General features: G+C 63.1%; 20 protein-coding genes and 1 pseudogene. 13 read left to right on the forward strand and 8 right to left on the reverse strand.

Annotation, left to right across the window (positions count from 1 at the left end; all coding sequences use genetic code 11):
* Positions 1-77: 77 nt before the first annotated feature.
* The 3 genes from FCU66_RS27840 to FCU66_RS27850 form a co-directional block, all read right to left on the reverse strand.
* Entirely contained in the window at positions 78-974 is an 897-nt protein-coding gene (locus FCU66_RS27840) for a DMT family transporter (protein ID WP_136621368.1), read from the reverse strand.
* 129 nt (positions 975-1,103) lie between these two features.
* Entirely contained in the window at positions 1,104-1,868 is a 765-nt protein-coding gene (locus tag FCU66_RS27845) for an arginyltransferase (RefSeq protein ID WP_109668555.1), read from the reverse strand.
* A gap of 140 nt (positions 1,869-2,008) precedes the next feature.
* The gene (locus FCU66_RS27850; protein ID WP_136621367.1) at positions 2,009-2,479 is read right to left on the reverse strand and encodes an RDD family protein; all 471 of its coding nucleotides are present in this window, start codon (positions 2,477-2,479) and stop codon (positions 2,009-2,011) included.
* A gap of 209 nt (positions 2,480-2,688) precedes the next feature.
* Between FCU66_RS27850 and sthA the strand changes: the two genes are divergently transcribed.
* Positions 2,689-4,077: a Si-specific NAD(P)(+) transhydrogenase gene (gene sthA, locus FCU66_RS27855; protein ID WP_136621366.1), complete on the forward strand. Its 1,389-nt coding sequence runs from the start codon at positions 2,689-2,691 to the stop codon at positions 4,075-4,077.
* Positions 4,078-4,146: 69 nt separating this feature from the next.
* On the opposite strand, the gene FCU66_RS27860 is transcribed toward sthA, so the two are convergent.
* Positions 4,147-4,812 carry an alpha/beta hydrolase gene (locus FCU66_RS27860; protein ID WP_136621365.1) on the reverse strand — a complete coding sequence of 222 codons (666 nt, stop codon included), beginning with the start codon at positions 4,810-4,812 and terminating at the stop codon, positions 4,147-4,149.
* Between the two features lie 203 nt (positions 4,813-5,015).
* Here FCU66_RS27860 and opgC point away from each other — a divergent pair.
* The 3 genes and pseudogenes from opgC to FCU66_RS27875 all read left to right on the forward strand — a co-directional run.
* Positions 5,016-5,528, forward strand: a pseudogene (opgC, locus tag FCU66_RS27865) (OpgC domain-containing protein); the annotation flags it as partial.
* 71 nt (positions 5,529-5,599) lie between these two features.
* Positions 5,600-6,034 (forward strand): DMT family transporter, encoded by a 435-nt coding sequence (locus FCU66_RS27870; RefSeq protein WP_246094043.1) that lies wholly within the window; start codon positions 5,600-5,602, stop codon positions 6,032-6,034.
* The gene (locus FCU66_RS27875) at positions 6,031-6,441 is read left to right on the forward strand and encodes a VOC family protein (protein WP_136621363.1); all 411 of its coding nucleotides are present in this window, start codon (positions 6,031-6,033) and stop codon (positions 6,439-6,441) included. Before FCU66_RS27870 ends, FCU66_RS27875 begins: the two co-directional genes overlap by 4 nt.
* Positions 6,442-6,451: 10 nt before the next feature.
* Here FCU66_RS27875 and FCU66_RS27880 read toward each other — a convergent pair whose 3' ends face one another.
* The 4 genes from FCU66_RS27880 to FCU66_RS27895 are packed head-to-tail and all read right to left on the reverse strand — an operon-like array spanning position 6,452 to position 11,595.
* Positions 6,452-7,039, reverse strand: a complete 588-nt coding sequence (locus FCU66_RS27880; protein ID WP_136621362.1) for a sarcosine oxidase subunit gamma — start codon at positions 7,037-7,039, stop codon at positions 6,452-6,454.
* The gene (locus FCU66_RS27885) at positions 7,032-10,025 is read right to left on the reverse strand and encodes a sarcosine oxidase subunit alpha (RefSeq protein WP_136621361.1); all 2,994 of its coding nucleotides are present in this window, start codon (positions 10,023-10,025) and stop codon (positions 7,032-7,034) included. The genes FCU66_RS27880 and FCU66_RS27885 overlap by 8 nt, the downstream gene beginning before the upstream one ends.
* Positions 10,022-10,318, reverse strand: a complete 297-nt coding sequence (locus FCU66_RS27890; RefSeq protein ID WP_136621360.1) for a sarcosine oxidase subunit delta — start codon at positions 10,316-10,318, stop codon at positions 10,022-10,024. Before FCU66_RS27890 ends, FCU66_RS27885 begins: the two co-directional genes overlap by 4 nt.
* 17 nt (positions 10,319-10,335) lie before the next feature.
* Positions 10,336-11,595 (reverse strand): sarcosine oxidase subunit beta, encoded by a 1,260-nt coding sequence (locus tag FCU66_RS27895; protein ID WP_136621359.1) that lies wholly within the window; start codon positions 11,593-11,595, stop codon positions 10,336-10,338.
* 205 nt (positions 11,596-11,800) lie between these two features.
* Between FCU66_RS27895 and FCU66_RS27900 the strand changes: the two genes are divergently transcribed.
* The 9 genes from FCU66_RS27900 (at position 11,801) to FCU66_RS27940 (ending at position 22,855) form a co-directional block, all read left to right on the forward strand.
* Complete coding sequence (locus tag FCU66_RS27900) at positions 11,801-14,290, forward strand: mechanosensitive ion channel family protein (RefSeq protein ID WP_136621358.1); 2,490 nt, start codon at positions 11,801-11,803, stop codon at positions 14,288-14,290.
* Positions 14,291-14,466: 176 nt separating this feature from the next.
* Positions 14,467-14,730, forward strand: a complete 264-nt coding sequence (locus FCU66_RS27905; protein WP_056596396.1) for a hypothetical protein — start codon at positions 14,467-14,469, stop codon at positions 14,728-14,730.
* 225 nt (positions 14,731-14,955) lie between these two features.
* Positions 14,956-16,389 (forward strand): UbiA family prenyltransferase, encoded by a 1,434-nt coding sequence (locus FCU66_RS27910; protein ID WP_136621357.1) that lies wholly within the window; start codon positions 14,956-14,958, stop codon positions 16,387-16,389.
* Positions 16,390-16,391: 2 nt separating this feature from the next.
* Positions 16,392-17,744 (forward strand): FAD-binding oxidoreductase, encoded by a 1,353-nt coding sequence (locus FCU66_RS27915; RefSeq protein ID WP_136621356.1) that lies wholly within the window; start codon positions 16,392-16,394, stop codon positions 17,742-17,744.
* Positions 17,745-17,868: 124 nt separating this feature from the next.
* Positions 17,869-18,303 carry an EamA family transporter gene (locus FCU66_RS27920; protein ID WP_136621355.1) on the forward strand — a complete coding sequence of 145 codons (435 nt, stop codon included), beginning with the start codon at positions 17,869-17,871 and terminating at the stop codon, positions 18,301-18,303.
* Entirely contained in the window at positions 18,300-19,307 is a 1,008-nt protein-coding gene (locus tag FCU66_RS27925; protein WP_136621354.1) for an NAD-dependent epimerase/dehydratase family protein, read from the forward strand. Before FCU66_RS27920 ends, FCU66_RS27925 begins: the two co-directional genes overlap by 4 nt.
* A gap of 105 nt (positions 19,308-19,412) precedes the next feature.
* Positions 19,413-20,843, forward strand: a complete 1,431-nt coding sequence (locus FCU66_RS27930) for an aspartate aminotransferase family protein (RefSeq protein ID WP_246094046.1) — start codon at positions 19,413-19,415, stop codon at positions 20,841-20,843.
* 24 nt (positions 20,844-20,867) lie between these two features.
* Positions 20,868-22,100: a glycosyltransferase 87 family protein gene (locus tag FCU66_RS27935; RefSeq protein ID WP_136621352.1), complete on the forward strand. Its 1,233-nt coding sequence runs from the start codon at positions 20,868-20,870 to the stop codon at positions 22,098-22,100.
* Positions 22,097-22,855 carry an FkbM family methyltransferase gene (locus tag FCU66_RS27940; RefSeq protein WP_136621351.1) on the forward strand — a complete coding sequence of 253 codons (759 nt, stop codon included), beginning with the start codon at positions 22,097-22,099 and terminating at the stop codon, positions 22,853-22,855. The genes FCU66_RS27935 and FCU66_RS27940 overlap by 4 nt, the downstream gene beginning before the upstream one ends.
* Positions 22,856-22,980 lie beyond the last annotated feature (125 nt).

Below are 22,980 nucleotides of genomic sequence, written 5' to 3' on the forward strand. Positions count from 1 at the left end.
AATTGCGTCAAAACAAAGAGTTAGAGCGTTTCACCGTTTCCGTGAAACGGTGAAATGCTCTCGAAAGCCGGCCTGCGCTACACCGGATGATGCACCGCAAGGTCGGCACGGCGCTTGCGCCCTTCATGCAGTTGCCAGAGCGAATGCGCAATCAGCGTGACGATCAGGATGGCGCCGCCGATCAGGCTGTTGCGCGACGGCGTCTCGGCAAAGATCATCCATACCCAGACCGGCGCCAAAACCGTTTCCAGGAGATAGAACATCGCCACCTCGGGACCTGAGATGTATTTCGGCCCGTTGGCGAGGCAGAAGAACGCTATCGGCATGATGACGGCACCGTTGAGGATGATCCACCATGGCGCCTCCACCTGAAAGCCGGTCTTCGAAACCATGAAGGCGGCGACGGCGAAAGGCAGCACCACCCCGATCAGCGCGGTGAAGCCCATATCCTTGCCGCTCGCCCGCGAAATGGTGATGGCGCAGGCGACGCACAGGGCCGAGCACAAGGCCATGATGTCGCCGAACAGATATCCGTTGCCGATGGAGTCGCCGACGATGATGGCAATCCCAATGATCATCAATGCCAGCGCCACCATTGTCAGCGGCCGTGGCCGCTCCTTCAGGAACAGCCAGGAAAGCAGCGCCGAGAACATGGTGGTGAAGGCGAGGATGAAGACGAGATCGGCGGTCGAGGTGTTGTAGACGGCGGTAATGAAGGCGATCGAGCCGAGCCCGTAGAGCGTTGCTACCGCAAGTCCCAGCCGTCCGGGAACGAGTTGTGGCGCCCTGTCGCTCAACGAGCGCCACACCATCCAAATGACAAGCCCGGCAAGAACGGTGCAGCCGGTGCGCAGCAGCAAGATCGTCCACGCATCGCCATGGGCGAGGCGGATCAGCGGGATGTCCACGGTCAGCGTCAGTCCGCCAAAAGCGGTGAGCAGAAGTCCTTTGGTGTGAGCATCGTGAGGCGACATGCAGCGGCTTTCGCAATGAATTCGGGAGAGGATGGCGGATCGGCGCAATCGCACGCTCTCCGCCCACCAGCGGAAAGACCGGCATCATCTCAGTTGAAAATGTTTAGGCCCGGACTTGGGAAAGGATAGTTAGCGCGTGACCGCTTCGTTGGTGTAGCGCTCCCAGCCTTTCGGGCCGAGATGCTCCTGCGGCATGAAGCGCATCTTATAATTCATCTTGCGCGAGCCGTTGACCCAGTAGCCGAGGTAGACATGGGGCAGGCCCATCGCCCTGGCGCGGGCGATGTGATCGAGGATCATGAACGTGCCGAGCGACCGCTCCTCGAAATCGGGATTGAAGTAGGAATAGACCATCGACAGGCCGTCGGCCATCTTGTCGGTGAGCGCCACCGCGATCAGCTCGCCCTGTCCCTTGCCGGTGATGAAGGTGTCGGGCCCGCGCCGCCGATACTCGATCACCTTGGTGTCGACATGGGTGTCCTCGACCATCATCGCATAGTCGAGCACCGTCATGTCGGACATGCCGCCACGGCGGTGGCGGGCATCGAGGTAGCTGCGGAACAGGGAATATTGTTCGGTCGAGGGCTCGGCATTGTGCATGTGGCCGACGAGATCTGAATTGTGCTGCAGCACGCGTTTCATGTTGCGGCTGGCGACGAATTCCTGGGCCAGGATGCGTACCGAAACACAGGCGCGGCAGGTCTCGCATGCCGGCCTGTAGGCGATGTTCTGCGAGCGCCGGAAACCACCTTGCGTCAACAGGTCGTTCATCTCCGCCGCCTTGTCGCCGACCAGGTGCGTGAACACCTTGCGCTCGAATTGGCCGTCGAGATAGGGACACGGCGACGGCGCGGTCAGGAAGAACTGCGGCGACTGGGTCGGATGCTGCGTCATCGAGCCTTGGAAACACTCCTTCGAATCGCCCTACCTTTGGCGCGGACGGCGAAAAATTCAACAGGATTATAGAGGCGCGGTCGACTTGACGCCTTCACATTTGTGCTCAATCGGTTGCGACTGCTCTTCGCAGGGCCATTTCAGCGGTCGGTGCGGCTGACAACCGTGCCAAGCAAAAGGTCGTGCAAGGTGCGCTTGCGGTCGGAAAACAGCGTCACCAGCAGGACCAGCGGCGACAGCATGACGTTGCCGGCCCAGAACAGCACCGAATGGACGACCGCGGTGAGACCGTCGATCGGCCTGCCGTCGAGCCGGTCGAGACGGATGCCCATCATCTTCATGCCCGTGGTGGCCTGGTCGGCACTGCCCAGCGTGTTCCAGATGTAGAGGATGGCAACGGCCGGCACCAGGATGCCGAACAGCATCCAGCCAAGGCCGAGGGTCAAAAGCCCGAGGAAGAACACCAGTATGGCAAACGGAATGGTGAGCAGCGCGACGATGACATAGTCGATCACGAAGGCCAGGATGCGCTTCGTGCGCACGCCGTCATAGGCCCTGACATCGTCAAGCCTGCTGGTGATGATTTCGCCGTCGAGAACGCGCGCGTTCATGTCATTTCCTCGTAACAGGGGCCCTGCATAGGGTGCGGGCCGCTCAGCAATGAAATGGTGAGGGCCTGTCGCGGAATCAAGATCGGGCTTTTTGCGGCACACGAGCTCAAACAGCTCGGGATGCAATCTGAACCGGTTGAATTTGCGGCGCGGATGGCATTAGCTTGCTGCGGCGCAACAAAGCGCTCAGGGGCAGGGGACGGGGCAAGATGGACTACGACATGCTGGTCATCGGCAGCGGCCCTTCCGGTCGCCGTGCCGCGGTGCAGTCGGCCAAGCTCGGCAAATCGGTGCTGGTGGTCGACCGCGGCCGGCGTCTGGGCGGTGTCTCCGTGCATACCGGCACCATTCCATCGAAAACGCTGCGCGAAACGGTGCTCAACCTCTCCGGCTGGCGCGAGCGCGGCTTCTACGGGCGCGGCTACCGGGTCAAGCAGGATATCTCGGTCGGCGATCTGGTCGAGCGCCTGCACAAAACGCTCGACCACGAGGTCGAGGTTCTGCAGCACCAGTTCATGCGCAACACGGTCAAGAGCGCCCGCGCCGCGGTGAAATTTCTCGGTCCCAACAAGGTCAGCCTGACCACCGACACCGGCGATTACAGCGAGGTTGGTTTTGCCAATGCGCTGATCGCGGTCGGCACCAGGCCGCACCGGCCGCGCGATGTGCCTTTCGACAAGACCCGCGTCTTTGACAGCGACGAGATGCTGGAGCTTGATCGCTTGCCGCGCACGCTGACCGTGATCGGCGCCGGCGTCATCGGCGTCGAATATGCGACGATCTTTTCGGCGCTCGACGTGCCGGTAACCTTGGTCGAGCCGCGCAACTCGATCCTCGATTTCGTCGACCGCGAGATCGTCGACGATTTCATCCACCAGATGCGCGATCGCGGCATGACCATCCGGCTGGGCAGCGCGGTGAAGGAAATCCGCTCCAAGCCGGACGCTGCCGAGGTCGAACTGGCCGATGGCCGCACCATCCGTTCCGAGGTCGTGCTCTACGCCGCCGGCCGTACCGGCAATGTCGGCAGCCTGGGCCTGGATGTCGTCGGCATCGACGCCGACTCCAGAGGCCGTATCAAAGTCGATCCGCAATCCTTCCAGACCAGCGTGCCCAACATCTACGCCGCCGGCGACGTCATCGGCTTTCCGAGCCTGGCCTCGACTTCGATGGAGCAGGGCAGGGTGGCGGCCTGCCATGCTTTCGGCGTGCCCTTGCCGCCGCCGCCGGAAACCTTTCCCTACGGCATCTACGCGGTGCCGGAAATCTCGACGGTCGGCCAGTCCGAGGAACAGGTGCGCGAGAGCGGTGCGGCCTATGAGGTCGGCGTGGCGCGTTTCCGCGAGACCTCGCGCGGCCACATCATGGGCGTCAACACCGGTTTCCTGAAGCTGTTGTTCTCGATCGAAACGCGCCGCCTGCTCGGCGCGCACATCATCGGCGAGGGCGCTACCGAACTCATTCACATCGGTCAGGCGGTGATCAATCTCGGCGGCACGGTCGACTTCTTCGTCAACAACACCTTCAACTATCCGACGCTCGCCGAGGCCTACAAGATCGCCGGGCTGGATGCCTGGAACAGGATGGGACGAGGGTAGCCAACAGTCTATTCGGTGGCGGGTGCCGAGGCAGAACAGCGGCAGCAGCGCAGGCGCTTCGAAGGCCTGTCAGCCTGCCTGCGCCACCGCCACTGCCGCCAGCCATTGCCTGACGATCGCTGCGTCGGCGCTGCCGAATTCATGACCCGATGAGACAATCCGGGCATCGATCTCCGCGCCGTGCTGGCTGAGCAATGTCACCAGAGCCGGCGCGAAGGGCGCGTAGGTGAGGTCGGCGGCGCCGGCGATCATCAGCACCCGCACCGTTGACAGATCCGTCGCCGGCACGTCATCGAGCACCGGCATCGGTCGCAGCAGCGCAGCGCGTTCGACAAGGCCGGGATGCAGCAGCATTAGGCTCGAGACCAGATTGGCGCCGTTCGAATAGCCGAGGAAATTCGTGCGGGAGAGATCGAGATGGTGGCGTGTGGCCGCATCACTGACGAAGCCCGCGAAGGCATGTGTTTCATCGCGGATGCTGTGCTGCTCGAAGCGCGTCGGCGTGATGCGCGCGAACCAGCGGAAACCGTCTTCCTGGACGATGCGGCCGCGCACGGCGATCAGCACGGCACGCGGCGCGATCTCTCTTGCCAGCGGTACCAATGTGGTCTCGTCGACACCCGATCCATGCAGCAGGAAGAAGCATTCGCTGGTTGAATCCGCCGGGCTGTAAAGGCGGTAGCTGAACGCGAGATCACGCAGCAGCGCACCATCTTGTGAGGTCCTTACGGTCATGGCCTCATCCTTTTGATTTCATGATGATTCCCATCAGTTTGCCGGCTTCAAAACGCAATATTTTCAAGCTCCGCGAAAGTTGATTGAACCGGGCGCATTACAGTCCGTTTCTTCGCCGATACCATTCCTTCGGGAGGAATCGAAGCGGTGCGCCGGGGGTCGCATTGCCGGCATGAACAACCAGCTTTGAGGCCTTTTTGTCGATGACCACCCCTATTTCCTCGGATCGCGGCACGCGTATCCCAGACCGCGATTCGCGTGTCTCGGACCGCGATGCGCGCATCGCCGATCGCGACACGCGTATCGATGTGTTGCGCGCTCTCGCTCTGCTGACCATCTTTGTCGACCATGTGCCGGGCACGGCCTTCGAGTCTCTGACCTACAAGAACTTGGGCTTTTCGGACGCGGCGGAGGTCTTCGTGCTGATCTCCGGCATCTCGGTCGCGCTCGCTTACGGAAAGAAATTCCAGCCTGGAAATCGGCTGCTGGCAACGTTGAAGATGTGGCGCCGGGCCGGTGTGCTCTATGCCGCCCACATTGTCACCACCATGGTGGTGATGGCCATCTTCTGCGCCGCCGCGGTGTTTGCCAGGCGGCCTGAGCTTTTGACCATGATCAACATCGAGCCGTTGATCAAGAATACCCCACAAGTGCTGATCGGCATCGTGACGCTCGGCCACCAGCTCGGCTACAACAACATCCTGCCGGTCTATGCAGCGCCTTTTCCTTTCTGGTCGCCGCCTTGCTGGCGGGGGCCGCCGTGCCTTTCCAGGCAGGGGCGAACGCCATGCTTGGCCGCCTGCTCGGCCATCCGCTCTGGGCGACCTTCGTCTCGCTGAGCGTCAGCGTCGTGTTGATCGTCCCGGTCATGATGGCCTTCAGGCTGCCGGTTCCATCCGTCGGGATGGCGCTCAAAGGCCCGTGGTGGATCTGGATCGGCGGCGCGGCAGGCGTGGTCTACATCACCGCCGCGCTGCTTCTGGCGCCGAGGCTCGGTGCCGCGAGCTTCATCGTTGCCGTCATTGCCGGCCAGATGGCCGCGTCGCTGATCATCGACCATTTCGCCTTGATGAGCTTTGCCCATCGGCCGGTGAATATTGCCCGCTTCGCCGGACTTGCGTTCATCATCGCCGGGCTCGTCGTGACGCAATGGGCAAGTACGATTGCACCACACTCAGCCCAGCCCGACTCGCAGCCGACCCAAAAAGGAGACGTCCAATGAAACCTGATCTCATCTTGCGCGTGGCGCGGCCGACGAACGATCTGGAGGCGGTCATCCGCTTCTACCGGGATGGTCTCGGTCTTCAGGAACTGTTTCGCTTCAGCGGCCATGATGGCTTCGACGGCGTCATGCTCGGGCAGCCCGGCGACGCGTATCATTTCGAATTCACCCACGCCCATGGCCACGACGCGGGTAGGGCGCCGACACAAGACAATCTGGTCGTCTTCTACATGCCGGATCGTGACGCCTGGGAAGCGGCCGTGCAGCGCATGAAGGACCATGGCTATGCCACGGTGCCGTCCTTCAATCCCTATTGGGACAGGCAAGGGGTCACCTTCGAGGATTGCGATGGCTACCGCGTCGTCCTGCAGAACGCCGATTGGCGCGCTGTGGTGCAGCAGTCGTAACTGACAGGGCCTATTGCACCTCGTAGCCGACTTCCTCGCTGGCGTGACAGAGCGCCTTCCAGAACGAGCGTGCGAACGAGCGGAAGACATAGATGTCGAACTGGTCGGCGCCGGTGCGCTGGATCTGGGCGAAGACGTCGTGATGGGTGGTCGATCGGCCGGCGCCAATGGGAAAAGCTGGCAGCGCGAAGTCGATGGCGAAGAATTTCGCCAGCACCCATTCGGCCTTCGGCCCGGCAATGCGAATGGCGGTGCGGCCATGTGAAAGGTCGGTCACCGTGCCGATGATGGGGGTCACCACCTTGGCAAAGGCCGCGGCCAGCCCTTCGACCTCGTCGGCAACGGTGAATTTTCCCGGCGCGAAGCCGAACACCGACTTCACGCCGTCGCTCAGGCCACCGCCGGCGCCATCGGGCAGAGCAAGCCCGGCGACGGTGCGGATGGCCGCGATCAGCTTCTTCTCTTCGCCCGGCCAGGCGGCGAGCTGCACGATCGAGCCCGGCCTCGTCTCGGTCAGGATGATCTCGACGCCGTGCTCGAAATTGCCGTGTGAGCCGACGTGAAATTCCGGTTCGAGTGGCGATTGACGCTCAACCATGCATGCGGGTCCCTTCCGGATCGTAGAAATGGTTGGAGACGATCTCGACCGGTCCAAACCGGTTGCGCAAGGGATCGGAGACATGGGCGCGTGTGCCTTGCCTGGCCTTGCCGGCCTTGACCAGCGCCAGCGCGATGTGCTTGCCGAGCGCCGGCGAATAGCAACACGCGGTGATGTGGCCGATCGAGCCGTGCGGATTGGCTTCGTCAACCTCTTCGACGATGTGCGCGCCGCCGTTGAGCGGCTTGTTGTCGAGGGCGATCAGGCCGACCAGTTCCAGGCGGTCAGACGCGATCAGGCCCTCGCGGTCCATCATCGCCGAGCCGATGAACGGCTTCTTCTTCGACAGCATCCAGTCGAGATGCAGGTCGCGCGCCGTGGTGCGGCCGTCGATCTCGGCGCCGGTGACATGGCCTTTTTCGATGCGCATCGTGCCCAGCGCTTCGAGCCCGTAGGTGACCAGCCCGAACGGTTTGCCGGCTTCAACAAGCGCTTCCCAGACATGGGTGCCGTGGCCAGCGCCGCAATAGACCTCGAATGCCATTTCACCGGAGAAGGAAAGCCGGCAGATCATCACCGGCACGCCTGCTATCTCGCCGCGCACGATGCCCATGAAGGGCAAGGTGGCGTTGTCGACCGCTGTGCCGGTGACACAGGCGGCGAGGATCTGCCTGGCCTTCGGCCCGCCGATCGCGGCGCCCGCCCATTCGTCGGTCACCGAGGTGACGTGCACCTTGAGCTCCGGCCAGATCACGTCGAGGAAATATTCCAGATGCTGCATCACCTTGCCGGCATTGGCCGTGGTGGTGGTCATCAAAAAATCCTGCTCGCCAAGCCGCCAGGTGGTGCCGTCGTCAAAGGCAAGGCCGTCCTCGCGCAGCATCAGCCCGTAGCGCGCCTTGCCGACGGCCAGCGTCGAAAACATGTTGGTGTAGACGCGGTCGAGGAATGCGGCCGCATCAGGGCCTTGCACGGCGATCTTGCCCAGTGTCGAGACATCGACGATGCCGGCGCTGTCGCGCGTCGCCTTGGCTTCGCGCACATAAGCCTGCTCGACCGTTTCGCCGGCATGGCCGTAGATCATCGGCCGGTACCAGAGACCGGCGGAATACATCGTCGCGCCATTGGCGAGATGCCAGTCATGCATCGGCGTCAGCCGCTCTGGCCTCAGGTCGCCGAAGCGTTCCGCCGCCAGCGAGCCGATCGACACCGGCGCAAAGGGCGGCCGGAAGCGCGTCGTGCCGACCTCGGGGATCGGCTTGCCCAGCGCTTCGGCCATGATGGCAAGGCCGGGGACGTTGGAGCTCTTGCCCTGGTCGGTCGCCATGCCGAGCGTGGTGTAGCGCTTCAGATGCTCGACCGAGACGAAGCCTTCGCGGTGCGCCAGTCGCACGTCCTCGGCTGTGACGTCGTGCTGGAAATCGACAAAGCTCTTGCCCTTGGCCCTGATTTCGAACACCGGCGCCGGATCGGGATCGCCGGGTACGGCCTCTACCACCGGCAATACAGCTGGCGTGCTCTGTCCACCGGCCGCGGCTAGGCCGGCGGCGCGGCCTTCGGCGAGCGCTTCGAGCGTCGAAAAACTGCCGGTGAAGGCGCCGGCGCCGATCCAGCTCTGTGTCGGCTTCGGTGGCAGGAAGGCTTGCCGCGCGGCATTCCATTCCGCCTTGGCGCCGGCCTGGCTGGCCAGATGAATGGTCGGCGACCAGCCGCCGGACATCAGCAGGCAATCGGCATGGATGCTGCGCGCATCACCGATCAGCGCGCCATTGGTCATGTCGAAGCGTTGCAGCTTGAGGCCGGACAGCGCCTTGCCGCCCTCGGTGGCGACGACGGCATGGCCGGCAAAGATCTCGGCCTCGGCTTCCGCCGCCAGCTTGCGCATCTCCGGCGAAAGTTCTGGCCTGATGTCTGCGATGGCGACGACCGCGGCACCGGCCTTCTTCAAGGCGATGGCAGCGCGATAGGCGCTGTCATTGTTGGTGAACAGCGCGATCCGCTCGCCCGGCAGCACGCCGAATTCGTTGGCATAGCGCTCGGCGGCATGCGCCAGCATCACGCCTGGCCGGTCATTGCCCGGGAAGACCAGTGGCCGCTCGAAAGCACCGGTGGCCAGGACCACGGATTTGGCGCGGATCGCCCAGTAGCGATGGCGCGGCTCGCCTTTGCCTGGCTGCTCCTTGTGGTCGCTGACCCGTTCGAGCGCGGCAAGCGTGTTGTTGTCGTAATAGCCCCACACCGTGGTGCGCGGCAGAAGCCGGACATTGTCGCGGCCTTCGAGCTGGGCGACGGTGCGACGAGCCCAGTCTGCGGCCGGCGCGCCGTCGATCGTTTCATCGGACCAGTTGGCCGAGCCGCCGAAACGCGGCTCGAGATCGGCCAGCATGACGCGCGCGCCCTGATCGGCGGCGGCCCTGGCGGCCATCAGGCCGGCCGGGCCGGAGCCGACCACCAGCACGTCGCAAAAGGCATTCATGCGCTCGTAGCGGGCCGGGTCCTTCGCCGATCCGGCGCTGCCGAGACCGGCGGCGCGGCGGATGAAATGCTCGCAGAACATCCAGAAGCGCGTGCCCTTGAGCGGGCCGAACACCGGTCCCATGAAGGTCTTGTAGTAGAAGCCGGCCGACAGGATCTTGCCGCCAAGCTGGTTGACGGCATTGATGTCCCAGGCAAGCGAGGGAAAGCGGTTCTGGCTGATGGCGACCAGCCCGTCATGGATCTCGACCATCGTCGCCGGAATGTTGGGTTCGCGGACCTCGCCCTTCAGCACCGTCACCAGGGCGTTGGGCTCCTCGACGCCGGCGGTGAGCAGGCCGCGCGGGCGGTGGTATTTGAACGAACGCCCGTAAAGCGTGACGCCCTTGGCCAGCAGCGCCGATGCCAGCGTATCGCCGGCATGGCCGGTATAGGCCGCACCGTCGAAGGTGAAGCGGATGGTTTTCAGCCGGTCGATGCGGCCGCCAGTGTCGGTGCGGCGCGGGCTCATGACTTGTCCTCCGCCTTGCGGCGCGCGGCCGAGCCATGACCACCATGCGCGAAGGCGACGCTGGAAATCTCATGCGTCAGCGTGTTGCGCACGACCCGCAGATGCGTGCGGCAACCGCCGGAATGCTGCCAGATCTCGTTGTGGTCGCCGGCCGGGTTCAGCCGGTCATAGACATAGGCGTTCCACGCCTCGAAATTCTGCGAGGCGGGGTCGGGACGCTCACGGTTGCCGTCCCCCTGATAGGTGAACTCGATGACGTCGCGCGGGCCGCAATAAGGGCAAGTGATCAACATTGAACTCTACCTAATGCCTAATGCAGCCGCGGGTTTGCACCCTGGCCCTTGTCGTCGATCACCAGGCCGCGGTGGAAGCGGTCGAGCGTGAAGGGCGCGTTGAGGTCGTGCGGCTGGTCCTTGGCGATGGTCCAGGCAAAGCACCAGCCGGAAGCCGGCGTCGCCTTGAAGCCGCCATAGCACCAGCCGCAGTTGAGATACATGCCGGGCAGGGGGCCGGTGGTGATGATAGGCGAGCCGTCCATCGACATGTCGCAGACGCCGCCCCAGGAGCGCAGCATGCGCACGCGGGCAAGACCTGGGAACAGCGCCAGCATCTCGCTCATCACCTCGTCGACGACAGGCAAATTGCCGCGCTGGGCGTAGCTGTTGTAGCCGTCAATGTCGCCGCCATAGATGAGGCCACCCTTGTCCGACTGCGACATATAGAAATGGCCCATGCCGAAGGTGACAACCGTGTCGATGAAGGGTTTCAGCGATTCCGTGACGAAGGCCTGCAGCACATGGCTTTCGATCGGCATCGTGTCGATGCCGGCCAGCTGCATGACGCGTCCGGTGCTGCCGGCGACCGCAACGGCCACCTTCTTGGCGCGGATGTCGCCACGCGACGTCGTTACGCCTGATATGCGGTCCCCGTCGCGCAGGAAGCCGGTGACCTCGCAATTCTCGATGATGTCGACGCCGCGACGGTCGGCGCCGCGCGCATAGCCCCAGGCCACCGCATCGTGGCGGGCGGTGCCGGCGCGCCTTTGCATCAGGCCGCCGACCACTGGGAAGCGGGCGCTGTCGGAGATATCGAGCGCCGGGATCAGACGTTTGATCTCAGCCTTCGTCATCAGTTCGGCGTCGACGCCGAGATGACGCATGGCGTTGCCGCGCCTGGCGTAGTCGTCGAACTGGGCCGGGGTGTGCGCCAGGTTCAGGCAGCCCCGCTGCGAGAACATGACGTTGTAATTGAGCTCGTGCGACAGGTTCTCCCACAGCTTCATCGAGTGTTCGTAGAAGCGGGTGTTGGCCGGCAGCAGGTAGTTCGAGCGCACGGCCGTGGTGTTGCGGCCGACATTGCCGGAGCCGAGCCAGCCCTTTTCCAGCACGGCGACATTGGTGATGCCGTGTTCCTTGGCGAGATAATAGGCGGTGGCCAGCCCATGACCGCCGCCGCCGATGATGATGACATCATAGGACGCCTTCGGGTCCGGCTTGCGCCAGGCCGGTTTCCAGTCCTTGTTTCCCTTGAGCGCGTTCGCGAGCAGCGAAAAGGCCGAGTACTCTGCCATCATTGTCATCCGGTTCGGGCGATGCGGCAGACTATAGAGCAGGCCGCATCCGCAAAGCCAATATTGCGCCATCGCCTTTCGACTGGCCGACGCTTGGGATGGGATGGGCCAGCAATGGCCGCGACGACTTGCCCCGTGATATCGCCGTCTTTATCAAGGACAGGCTCTTTGAATGCCTTTGCCGCTGGTGAGTCGCCAACAAATCATGCTTTTTCGATTGCTTCGCTTCATTTTGATCCTCGCGCTCATCGTTTCGGCGCCGCCTTCGTTCGACGCGATGGCGCAAGCACTCGGCCAGGGCGCCGCCGGATTGATCACCGATCAGCAGAAAGTCATCCAGGGCCTGACGGCCAAGACCGACGACCTCGAGAAGAAAATACAGCAGGACGGGGAGGACGATGCCTCGCTGGTGGATATCCGTCTGCAACTGGAGGATCTGTCGCGGGCGGCCCTCACCAGTGCGCTGGCGTTCCGTTCGCGCCTGACCGATATCAACAATCGAATCGAGATGCTGGGTGCGCCGCCGGCGGCGGGCCAGCCGCAGGAGCCTGACATCGTGACCGGCGAACGCCAGGCGCTGGCGTCGGAAAAGGCCGAGATCAACGCGGTCGTCGCCAGCGCGCAGAACCTGTCGATCCGCATCAGCGGGCTGATCGACAAGATCGGCAACATGCGCAGCGAACTGTTCCGCAACCTTTTGACCAAGCGCTACGTGCTGTCCGATGCACTGAGCCCGCAGGTCTTCTCGGATGCCAGGGACGAATTCGGCAATTTCTACAAGGCGGTGTCGTCCTGGCTGAGCTTTGCGTTCAAGTTCAAGTTCCAGGCCATCCTGGCGGCGACCTTCGTGGCGCTCGGGCTTGCCTTGGTGCTGCTGGTCGGCGGCAGGCGCCTGTTCGGGCGCGTGTTCGAAGCCGACCCCACCAATGAAGACCCGTCCTACCTCAGCCGCCTGTCGGTGGCCTTCTGGTCGACATTGCTGCCGACCTTGGCGGTTGGCGCCTTTCTCGGCTCGACCATCTTCTTTTTCAACTATTACAACGTGTTGCGGGGAGATATTGGTCTCTTCCTCAATGCGCTGGCGACGGTCATCGGCGTGGTGTTCTGCGTCAACCGGCTGACCAATGCGGCACTTTCGCCGCGGCTGCCGAACTGGCGCCTCATCCCGGTCGAAACGGGGCCGGCGCGCTGGCTGGTGCGCCTGGCCACCGCCATGGCCGTGGTCATCAGCGTCAACACCTTCCTGTCGATCATCAACGACAAGATGGGTTCGCCGCTGTCGCTGACCATCGCCCGCAGTTTCGGCGCAACCATCATCGTCGGCGTCATCCTGATCCTGATGGCGATGCTGAGGCCGTTCAAGGCGCGTGACGGAAGCTGGCGGCCGTGGCCGGCATGGCTGCGCTACACATCGCTTGCGCTTGGGGTTTTCACCATCGTTGCCGCGCTGCTCGGCTATATCGGCCTTGCTCTGTTCGTCTCGCTGCAGGTGGTCGTTACCGGCACCGCCTTGATCACCGCCTATATCGGCTTCCTGTCGGCGCGCGCGATCGGCGAGGAGGGCGCTTTCGCCAACACGTCTGTCGGGCGCTGGCTGTCGGCCAATTCCAGCTACGAGGACACGGCACTCGACCAGCTCGGCCTTGTCGTCAGCGTCGCCATCAATCTGATGATCGTGCTGGTGTTCCTGCCGTTGATCCTGCTGATGTGGGGCTTCCAGCCCGGCGACATCCAGGCCTGGGCCTACAAGCTGGCGACCGGGATCAATATCGGCTCGGTGACGATTTCGGTCACCGGCATCCTCTCCGGCATCGTCGTCTTCGTCATCGGTTATTTCCTGACGCGCTGGTTCCAGGGCTGGCTCGACGGTTCGGTGATGGCGCGCGGCAAGGTCGATACCGGGGTGCGCAACTCGATCCGGCTGGCGGTCGGCTATGCCGGCGTCGCGCTTGCGGCACTCGTCGGCATATCGGCGGCAGGCATCGACCTGTCCAGCCTTGCGCTTGTCGCCGGCGCTCTTTCCCTCGGTATCGGTTTCGGCCTGCAGAATGTGGTGTCCAATTTCGTCTCCGGCCTGATCCTTTTGGCCGAGCGGCCGTTCAAGGTCGGCGACTGGATTGTCGCCGGCGATGTCAGCGGAACGGTCAAGAAGATCAGCGTGCGCGCCACCGAGATCGAGACCTTCCAGCGGCAGTCGGTGATCCTGCCCAATTCGAACCTGATCAACAACGCCGTCGGCAACTGGACGCACCGCAACAAGCTCGGCCGCGTCGACATCAAGGTCGGCGTCGCCTATGGCAGCGACGTCAAGCAGGTCCATGCCATCCTGTTGGAGATCGCACGCAGCCACCCGCTGGTGCTGAAGAACCCCGAACCCTTCGTGCTGTTTTCCAATTTCGGCACGGCAGCGCTCGAATTCGAGATCCGCGTGTTCCTGGCCGATGTGATGAACGGCAACATCGCGCAGAACGACATCCGTTTTGCGGTGCTCGAAAAATTCAGCGGCGAGCACATCGAGATCCCCTCGACGCCACGCGCTGTCGTTGATGCCCACAAGCCCAAGGCCTGGCCGACCGACGACGACAAGATCGAGGCCGACTTCGCCGAGCAGGAGCAGGCCAAGGTGGAAGCCGCGGCCGAAGCAAAACGGGCCGTCAAGACAGGGCGCAAGGTGCGCAAACCCGATCCGGACTAGGGTGTATTGTGTTCATCCGGCCCACCAACGGGCCGCTTGCAAACCGCCAAAAGCCAATTGCGGCATGAATGCGGCATTCAGTTGCGGTTCAGCTTCCATCTCATATAAGCTCCCATGCAAAGGCGAGAATGCCTTGCGAAATGCAACAGAGGCGGTGGGAACACCGATATTGCACCATGTGGAAGTCTCTCGTCGCTGCCGTCGCCCTGGTCGCCGCCATCGGCTCGGCCCATGCCGCGAGCGCGGTCAACAAGGACGCCGAGACCCGCACGCTGGTCGTGACCGAGGGCGGCAGCAAGACCGACCTCGCGCTGGCCGGAGGCGAAACGGTTGAGTTCTGCCCGAATGGCTGTTTCGTCACCTTGCCGAACGGCGACCTCGAGGCCCTGACCGGTTCGGAAACGGTCGAAATCTCGGGTGGCGTCGCCCGCATCAAGTAATTCCGACCGCATGACAGGAAAGGCCGGGCAATTTGCTCGGCCTTTTATCGTTTCCGGTAGCGTTTGTTTAACAATGACGCCGGAAATACCGCCACGGCAGCCGTCTACAACCGGGCGTTTTAACGTTCGATATGCCGTTCCCGGCTATACCAGCTTCAAGACGCCGAGACGCGGCGCGCAACGAGATCCGTTCTGCGGATCATACGCTGGCAGGGCAGGACGGACATGGATGCGCGGTCGGACAGGAACGCAATACCGCTTGCGGTCGATCTCGATGGCACGCTGATCGCGACCGACCTGTTGTGGGAAGGGCTGTTCATCCTTCTCAAGAAGAATCCGCTCTATATCTTCCTCGTGCCGTTCTGGGCCGCCGGCGGACCGGCGCGGCTGAAGCAGGCGATCGCGCAGCGTATCGACATCGATCCGGCATCGCTGCCCTATCGCGAGGTGCTGCTTTGCCGCCTCCGGACCGAGCACGCCGAGGGCCGCAAGATCGTGCTGGCGACCGGCACGCCGCGCAAGTTCGCAGACGCCATATCAGCCCATCTCGGCATTTTCGACCGGGTGCTGGCCACCGATGGTCTCGCCAATCTCACCTCGGGCAGGAAGCGCGCCTCGCTGATCGCAGCCTATGGCGATGGCGGCTTCGACTACGCCGGCAACAGTCGCCATGACCTGCAGGTCTTCGACGCCGCGCGCAACGCGATTGTCATCGCACCCGACCGCCATGCCGCGCGCTGGCAAGCGGCGCACGGCGCCGAGACGATACCCGTGCCGAAGCCGACTTTGCGGACCATCGTCAAGATGCTGCGCGTGCATCAGTGGCTGAAGAACTCGCTGATCGCCGTGCCGATGGTGCTCTCGCACGAATATTTCAACATCGACATGATCTGGGAATGCCTGCTGGCGTTCGTCTCGTTCAGCGCGGTGGCGTCGGCGATCTACATCCTCAACGATTTCTTCGACCTCGCGCTCGACCGCAAACACGTCACCAAGCGCAACAGGCCGTTCGCCAGCGGCGCGCTGTCGATCCCGTTCGGCCTTGGCGCGATCGCGGTGCTTTTGGCGATCGGCATCGGCACTGGGCTGTTTCTGTCGCCCGAATTCCTGGCTGTGCTCGGCGGCTACATGGTCGTCACCACGGCCTATTCGCTGTCGTTCAAGCGCATGCTGCTGGTCGACGTGCTGACGCTCGCCGGCCTCTACACGATCCGCGTTCTGGCCGGTGCGGCGGCGACCGGCGTCGACGTCTCGTTCTGGCTGCTGGCCTTCTCGATCTTCTTCTTCCTGTCGCTGGCGCTGGTGAAGCGCTTCGTCGAACTGCGCACCACCGCCATTCCGCCCGGCGAGCGCATTGCCGGCCGCGGCTATCGCACCGAAGACCAGGAGATCGTCGCCCAGGCCGGCATGGCCTCGGCCTTCTCCTCGGCGCTGGTTCTGGCGCTTTACATGGACAGTGTCGCGGTGCGCGAGCTTTATCCGCATCCGTGGCTGATCTGGCCGCTGGCGCCGATCGTGCTTTATCTCACCATGCGCGTCTGGATCCTGGCACGCCGCAACGAGATGCATGACGATCCGGTCGTCTTCATCATCCGCGACTGGCGCAGCCAGATCGTGGTGCTGATCGGCGCGGTGATGCTGGTCATCGGGGGCTGGTAGGCATGGCCACCGAGCGGTTCCAGAGCTTTGGCCTTGCCACACCGTCGGCGCCACGCGCCATCGGTGCCGATGAGGGGATCGCGCTGTTGAAGGGCGGTCAGGCGAAGCCAGCGTCTTTGCTTGCCTATGGCAATGGCCGCTCCTACGGCGATTCCTGCCAGAACCAGGCCGGCGCGGTCGTCGACATGCGGTCGCTGAACCGGATCCGCGCCTTCAACGCCGAAACCGGTGTTCTCGAGGCGGATGCCGGCGTGCTGTTGTCCGACATCATCGCCCACGCTGCCCCTTACGGCTTCTTCCCGGCGGTTGTGCCAGGCACCCAATTCGTCACGCTCGGCGGCGCCATCGCCAATGACGTGCATGGCAAGAACCATCACCGGCGCGGCACCTTCGGCTGCCATGTCGAGACCTTCACACTGCTCAGGTCCGACGGAAAGACCCACCGCTGCTCGGCGACAGACAATGCGCGGCTGTTTGCGGCGACGATCGGCGGCATGGGGCTGACCGGCCTCATCCTGTCGGCTTCGATCCGGCTGATGCGGGTTCATTCCCTCGACATCATCGAAAGGGCGACGCCGTTTCGCGACCTCGCCGAATTCTTCGACCTGGCCGAGGCGGCCGATCAGGCCAATGAATATGCGGTCGCTTGGATCGACCAGCTTGCCAGCGGCCGCAACAGCGGTCGCGGGTTGCTGTTGTCAGGCAATCACGCCGAGCATGGCTCGCATGCCGCCTCGCGTGCCGGCGGCAATCTCTCGGTGCCGGTCCAGCCGCCGTTCAATGTGCTCAACCGGCCGTTCCTGACCGCCTTCAACGCCGCTTACAGATGGAAGAAAGGGCGCTCGACGGCGCCGCGCCAGACCGGATACCAGGGCTTCTTCTTCCCGCTCGACGGCGTGCGCGACTGGAACCGGCTTTATGGGCCGAAAGGGCTTTTCCAGCACCAGAGCTTGGTGCCGGAAGAGACGGCGCGCGAGGCGGTGCCGGCACTGCTGGCGGCTGCAAGGCAAGCCGGGCAGGGCTCGTTCCTCACCGTGCTGAAACGCTTCGGCTCCATCCACTCGCCGGCGCTGCTGTCGTTCCCGCGTCCCGGCTACACGCTGACGCTGGATTTCCCCAACAGGGGGGCTGCGACGCTCGCCTTGTTGCGGGAACTCGATCGCATCACGGTCGAGGCGGGCGGCGCGGTCAATCCCTACAAGGACGCCCGCATGGGCGCCGACATCTTCGCTTCATCCTTTCCCGAATGGCCACGATTGGAGGCACTGCGCGATCCAGCCTTCATCTCTGACTTCTGGGCGCGGACGGCAAGGAAGCTGGACACGCGGCGAGGTGCGGTCGAGGCGGCGGAATAGATAAAACTCGAGTAATTCTTGCTTACCGAATCGTTAAATCCACGATTCACTCAAGACATTCTTGTGGCTTCACGAAATGTTTGCGGGTTTGTAATAGGAGGCGTGAAGGGGTGGCTTGCAACACATGAAATACATCGTCTTCATTCTCTTTACGGTCATGACCAATGCTGCCGCACAGCTGATGCTGAAGCAAGGCATGATGTCGCTCGGGCCGGTCTCGTTCGAGGGCGTCAATCCGCTCGTCAAGCTGTTGCAGATCGTCTTCAGCCCGTGGGTGTTCCTGGGCCTCTGCACCTTCGTCATCTCGATGGCCTCGCATCTCTATGTGCTGTCCAAGGTCGAGCTCTCCTTCGCCTATCCGTTCCTCAGCCTCGCCTATGTCGCGGTCGCGATCTTCGCCTATTTCGTCTTCCGCGAGGATCTCAATGGCTGGCGCATCGCCGGCATCGCCTTCATCTGCGTCGGAACCGTGCTGATCGCGCAGAGCGGGCGAGGGCATGAAGACCAGACTGCTTCCATCACGCCCGACAAGATCCAAGCAAACGAGATCGTTCGATGAGACATGTGATTTTCGGCGGCGACGGTTTCGTCGGCCGCCACCTTGCCCCGAAGCTTGTGGCCGATGGTGAAGAGATTGTCGTTGCCGACATCGTCAAAAGCGACCTGCCGCATTACCGCAACGTCCGCTTTATCCAATGCGACGTCACCGATCCGGCGTCGGTCGCTTCGGTTGGGCTCAAAGCCGACGACATGGTCTACAATCTGTCGGCCAAGATGCTGTCGCCGATCCAGGTGCGCGCCAAGCGGCATGACTTCTTCTTTCCGGTCAATTTCCATGGCACCGAACACATCATGCAGGCCATGGACAGAGCCGGCGCAGCCAAGCTCGTCCACTACACGACCGACATGATCTACGGCCACACGGTTACGCAGCCGATGACCGAAGAACATCCGGTCGCGCCGCTTGGCGAATATGGCTGGTCGAAGCAGAAGACCGAGGAGCTGGCGGCCGAATGGCGCAAGCGCGGCATGTCGATCTCGCTGTTTCGCCCGCGCCTGATCATCGGTCCCGGCCGGCTCGGTATCCTGGAAAAACTGTTCAAGCTGATCGACTGGAACCTTCCCGTGCCGATGATCGGTTCGGGCAGGAACCCCTATCAGTTCATTTCTGTTTTCGATTGTGCGGAAGCTGCCCGCGCGGCCTGGAAGGCCGGTGTGCCTGATGAGGCTTACAATCTTGGCTCGCTCAACCCGCCGCCGGTCAAGAAATTGCTCGGCGATCTGATCAGACATGCCGGCTCGAAATCGATCCTGATCCCGACACCGGGCTGGGCGGTCAAGCGCACGCTCGACCTGCTCGATCTGATGAACATGCCGATTATGGACCCGGAACAATATCTGATCGCCGACGAGGAGTGCGTGCTCGACGTGTCCAAGGCCGGGCGCCAGCTCGGCTGGGTGCCGCAATACCGCGACGAGGACATGCTGATCGCAGCCTATAGCGAGTATCGCGCCAAGAAGGCCGGTCACGCAGTCGCCACCACACATGTGCCCGCCGAATAGCGGCTCGCAAAAACAGCTTTCGTTGCGCCCGATCCTGGTCGTGCGTGCAGACAGGAGATTGAAATGACCGTCATGGCCAAGCCCGAACAGACCAACGTGCGCACCATGGTCAGCGCGCCGTCGCTGTCGCCCGCCACCATCGCCAAGCCCGACCTGATCAGCGTCGAGCAGGCCAAGGCGATGGATGTCGCCCGCATGACCGACCTGTTCAAGGCGCATCTCAACCCCGGGCAGCTGCATTTCATGAAGCTGCTCGGCTTCCACAAGATCAAGATCGAGCGCGCCGAAGGCATGTTCTACATCGACCAGAACGGCCGCAAGATCCTCGATTTCTTCGGTGGTTTCGGATCGCTGGCCTTCGGCCACAACCATCCGCGCATCTTGGAAGCGCGGAAAAGGTTCCAGGAGGAGAAGCGCCAGGAAATCGCCATCGCCTTCATGTCGCAATATGCGGCAGCTCTGGCGCACAACATCGCCAAATGCTCGCCCGGCGACCTCGACATGGTGTTTTTGGGCTCGTCCGGCTCGGAAGCCATGGAAGCGGCGGTGAAGCTCGCCGAGCGCGCCGCCGGCCCGAAGCGGCCGAAGATCGTCTATGCCGAGAATTCCTTCCACGGCAAGACCAAGGGCGTGCTGGGCATCACCGACGGCCAGCTCTACCGCGCCGACTTCAAGATGGCGGAAAATACGGTGCGCATCCCCTTTGCCGACATCGAAGCCGTCGAGCGCCTGTTCCGCTCCGACCCGGAGGTCGGTGTCATCGTGCTGGAAACCATCCAGGGCGGCGGCGGCATCATCCAGGCGCCGGCCGAATACTGGCAGAAGCTGCGCGCGCTGTGCGATCAGTATGGCGTGCTGTGGGTCGCCGACGAAGTGCAGTGCGGCTATGGCCGCTCGGGCCGCTTCTATGCCTTCGAGCATTACGGCGTCATTCCGGACGTGACCGCGCTGGCCAAGTCGCTCGGCGCCGGCAAGGCGGCGGTCGGTGCGATGATTGCCCGGCGCGAGGTCTACATGAAGGCCTATGGCACGCCGAAAACGGCAATGATCCATGCCATGGCGACCTTCGGCGGCATGGGCGAGGCCTGCGTCACCGCGATCGAGGGGCTGAACGTGCTCTATGACGAGGGGCTGATCGACAACGCCGCCGTCACCGGCGACTATTTGCTGCAACGGCTGCAGGCGCTCAGGGAAAAATACCCGAAGATCATCAAGGATGTGCGCGGCAAGGGTTTCATGGTCGGCCTGGAGTTCCACGACTTCTCGCAGACCTTGCCGATGGTGCTGCGGCCGATCGTCAGCGTGCTCGACGACAAGCTGAAGGGCTCGCTGTCGGGTTTCGTCGGGGCGCTGCTGTTGCGCGACTATGACGTGCTCGTCGCCTTCACCGAATACAACCGCAATGTCATCCGGCTCGAGCCGCCGCTGATCTGCCAGCGCGAGCATGTCGACCGTTTCGTCGATGCCTTCGACAGCCTGCTGTCGCGCGGCATCGTGGGAATCGTGAAGGATTTCGTCAAAAGCCAAGTCCGTTAGAAACGAAGCTCGCTGAGTTCGACAATGCTGACCAGGTCGCCCGCACCGAACAACCTGCTCGACCGGCTCACCGAGGCCGGTCTGGCGTGGGGCGAGGGGACCTATGCGCGGCTGGCAGCACCGATCGGCGCGGCGGCCTTCGCGCTCTACATCCTTTTGACAGCGTTCAGCGCCTGGGTGATGCCAGACGCCAACTGGGACATGCTGCCCTATCTCGCCATATCAGAGGAAGGCACCTATCCCGATGCCCAGGCACTGCACGACTATGCCTACAACACCGTCAAATCAGGCGTTTCGGCTGGCGACTACAAGACGTTGACCGACGATGGCGGCGGCTTCCGCAGCCATATGGCGGAGAATGCAGCCGACTTCCATTCTCTGCTTGGCATGTACCGGATCAAGTTCCTCTATGCCGAGATCCTGTCGACGATGAGCGCGGTGATGTCACCGGTCGAGGCGATGCGCCTCGTCTCGGTGGTGTCCGTGCTGCTGTTTGGCGTGATCACGTTGCTCTGGCTGCGCGCCGAGGGGGCGCTGGCCTTGGCGCCTTTGGTCGGCGCGGCGCTGATCATGGCCGATTTCGGCGATGCGGCGCGCGCCTCGACGCCGGATCTGTTGTGCTCGGCGCTGTTCCTCGGCGGGCTTTTTGCCTATGTCCGCGGCCGCGAAATGGCAACGGCGCTTCTGCTCTTCCTCGCCTTCATGGTGCGGCCGGACAACATTGTTTTCCTTGCCATTTTCGCAGCCCTGCTGGTTGCGTTCCGGCAGAGGGCATGGGGCGCGCTGGCCGGTTTTGCCGCGTCCTTCGTTGCCTATTTCGCCATCTCGCACTGGGCCCATCATCCCGGCTGGTGGCCGCATCTGTGGTTCTCCAGCATCGAACAGCACTACAATATGGATGGGTTCGAGCCGCCATTCTCCGTCACCGCCTATCTCAGGGCGTTTGCCACATCGCTGCTGCGCGCCGTCAGCTTGAACAGCTGGGTCGGCGTGTCGGTGCTGGCGCTGGCCGGCTGGTATGCGGCCGCTCGTGCCGGCTTCCGCCTCGATCGCCGCGCCGGCATCCTGTTTGCGGCGCTGGTGCTCGGTGCGCTGGCGAAGTTCACCGTCTTCCCGATCCACGACACGCGCATCTATTTCCCCCATTTGATCCCGCCATTCCTGCTGCTGGCGACGCCATTCATGGCGCTGTGGGCAGCCGTGGCTCGCGGCCAGAATCGCGCCGCCTCGCCAATCATTCCCGGAGACAAGTCATGAGTTCGGTATCCAGCCTGGCGCGCGTTGCCCTGTCGCTTGGTCTTCCCAAGGGCGTTCTCGATCGCGGGCCGTCGCTACGCGGAACGAAGTTCCTGGCCAGGGCGGCGCTGAAGGCGCGCTTTGGTGGGGCGGGGCGACCGTTCCAGATGGTCAATGTCGGCGCCTGCGACGGCGCGCTGTTCGACGATGTGACGCCGTGGCTGCATCGCATAGCTGGCGCACGCGCGATGCTGGTCGAGCCGATCCCGTACAATCAGAAACGGCTGCGCGCCAACTACCCCGACACCAGCCGCTTCATCATCGAGCCGGTGGCCGTGACGAAAACCAAGGGGACGATCACCGTCCACACTTTCGATGCCGCCGCACTCGAGGCCGGCACGCTGCCGATCGAGTTCATCGGCTGCTCGTCGGTCACCGACACCAATTTGATGTCGGGCAAGAATGCCTGGGGCGAGGCCGACACCAACTTCAACAAGTTCGCACCGCATCTCAGGGACATCGAGGTGCCATCCGAGACCCTGCAGACGCTGCTCGATCGCAACGGCATCAGCCATATCGACGCCTTCCTGGTGGATTGCGAGGGTGCCGACTGGATCGTCTTCGAACAGCTCGACCTCAAGCGCTACCGTCCCGGCATGATCAAGGTCGAGGTCGGCGCGCTGCCGGCGGCCGAGATCGGCCAGGTCGTGGTCAAGCTGAAGACCTCAGGCTATCAGGTCGGTTTCCAGGCCGAGGACATCTGGGCCTTCGCCTGAGCTAGCCTCCACCTCGGAAAGCGAACCGTCCAAGGCGCCGGACGGGAAGCATTCTGCCGTCTGGTCGCTCGGCTTTTTGCCAATGTCGCAAACAGGCTTCAATCGTCCTGCCGCTCCGCCCTATA

Origin of the sequence: Mesorhizobium norvegicum (assembly GCF_004919685.1) — a bacterium.
In the GTDB taxonomy this organism is placed as follows: Bacteria; Pseudomonadota; Alphaproteobacteria; order Rhizobiales; family Rhizobiaceae; genus Mesorhizobium; species Mesorhizobium norvegicum.